This window comes from Sporosarcina saromensis, from assembly GCF_033253735.1.
GTDB classification, from domain to species: domain Bacteria; phylum Bacillota; class Bacilli; order Bacillales_A; family Planococcaceae; genus Sporosarcina; species Sporosarcina saromensis.
In genome coordinates this window covers 1-1,375 of sequence record NZ_JAUBDI010000047.1, presented here as the reverse complement: position 1 = coordinate 1,375, position 1,375 = coordinate 1, and the positions used below count along the sequence as shown (strand labels likewise).

9 tRNA genes and 2 rRNA genes are annotated in these 1,375 nt (G+C 47.8%); all 11 read right to left on the bottom strand.

From position 1 onward, the window contains the following. A 16S ribosomal RNA gene (locus QT711_RS19575) occupies nt 1–64 on the bottom strand; the annotation flags it as partial. A gap of 144 nt (nt 65–208) precedes the next feature. Further along, nucleotides 209–284: transfer RNA gene (locus QT711_RS19570), tRNA-Ala, on the bottom strand. 5 nt (nt 285–289) lie between these two features. Continuing rightward, a tRNA-Pro gene (locus tag QT711_RS19565) sits at nt 290–366 on the bottom strand. Nucleotides 367–374: 8 nt separating this feature from the next. Further along, nucleotides 375–451: transfer RNA gene (locus tag QT711_RS19560), tRNA-Arg, on the bottom strand. Nucleotides 452–472: 21 nt separating this feature from the next. Further along, a tRNA-Leu gene (locus QT711_RS19555) sits at nt 473–561 on the bottom strand. Nucleotides 562–570: 9 nt separating this feature from the next. Further along, nucleotides 571–645, bottom strand: a tRNA-Gly gene (locus QT711_RS19550). Nucleotides 646–654: 9 nt separating this feature from the next. Next, nucleotides 655–736, bottom strand: a tRNA-Leu gene (locus tag QT711_RS19545). A gap of 32 nt (nt 737–768) precedes the next feature. After that, a tRNA-Lys gene (locus QT711_RS19540) sits at nt 769–844 on the bottom strand. A 5-nt stretch (nt 845–849) separates the two neighbouring features. Continuing rightward, nucleotides 850–925: transfer RNA gene (locus QT711_RS19535), tRNA-Thr, on the bottom strand. Between the two features lie 20 nt (nt 926–945). After that, nucleotides 946–1,021 (bottom strand) — tRNA-Val (locus QT711_RS19530). Between the two features lie 27 nt (nt 1,022–1,048). After that, nucleotides 1,049–1,164, bottom strand: a 5S ribosomal RNA gene (gene rrf / locus QT711_RS19525). Nucleotides 1,165–1,375: the final 211 nt, after the last annotated feature.

Here is a 1,375-nt window from a genome sequence, read left to right as displayed (position 1 = left end):
CGACTTGCATGTATTAGGCACGCCGCCAGCGTTCGTCCTGAGCCAGGATCAAACTCTCCATAAAAGAAGAAAATGAATAGCTCATTTCTTGCTGGCATCATTTAAGATGTCAATTTTGAATCCAAAGATTCGAGTTGTTCGTTCACCGACAAGTCGGCTTCAGAACTTTATTTGTTGACGTTTTGCTGTTCAGTTTTCAAGGTTCATATGGTGGAGCCTAGCGGGATCGAACCGCTGACCTCCTGCGTGCAAGGCAGGCGCTCTCCCAGCTGAGCTAAGGCCCCAAAAATGGTCGGGAAGACAGGATTCGAACCTGCGACCCCTTGGTCCCAAACCAAGTGCTCTACCAAGCTGAGCTACTTCCCGTTAAATAATGGCGCGCCCGACAGGAGTCGAACCCATAACCTTCTGATCCGTAGTCAGACGCTCTATCCAATTGAGCTACGGGCGCATTATAATATTTTATAAAACATGGTGCCGAGAACCGGAATCGAACCGGTACGGTAGTCACCTACCGCAGGATTTTAAGTCCTGTGCGTCTGCCAGTTCCGCCACCCCGGCTAATAAAAGTGGAGCGGAAGACGGGATTCGAACCCGCGACCCCGACCTTGGCAAGGTCGTATTCTACCACTGAACTACTTCCGCATATAAAAGTGCGGGTGAAGGGAGTCGAACCCCCACGCCTTGCGGCACTAGATCCTAAGTCTAGCGTGTCTGCCAGTTCCACCACACCCGCATTATATTTCCTGTGAATACTATCAAGGAAAATGGTGAGCCATGCAGGATTCGAACCTGCGACCCTCTGATTAAAAGTCAGATGCTCTACCGACTGAGCTAATGGCTCTAAAATGGTGCCGGCGAAAGGACTTGAACCCTCAACCTACTGATTACAAGTCAGTTGCTCTACCAGTTGAGCTACACCGGCTAAGTGTAAAATAAATAATATGGTGGAGGATGACGGGTTCGAACCGCCGACCCCCTGCTTGTAAGGCAGGTGCTCTCCCAGCTGAGCTAATCCTCCATTGGTTATATATAATAAGAATCAATCGCCTGGCGACGTCCTACTCTCACAGGGGGAAGCCCCCTACTACCATCGGCGCTGAAGAACTTAACTTCCGTGTTCGGTATGGGAACGGGTGTGACCTCTTCGCCATCGTCACCAGACTTTTAATATCCTTTTCAAGGACATTAGTTATTATATCAACTCTTATTAAAAACGCAAGTACTTTTTTAAAAATACTTTTGAACGATGCTTGTTCGTTCAAAACTGAATAAAACCAACATTGTTGCTAAACACAAGTTCAACCATACTAAATTAACATAAAGGATAAGTCCTCGATCGATTAGTATCCGTCAGCTGCACGTGTCGCCACGC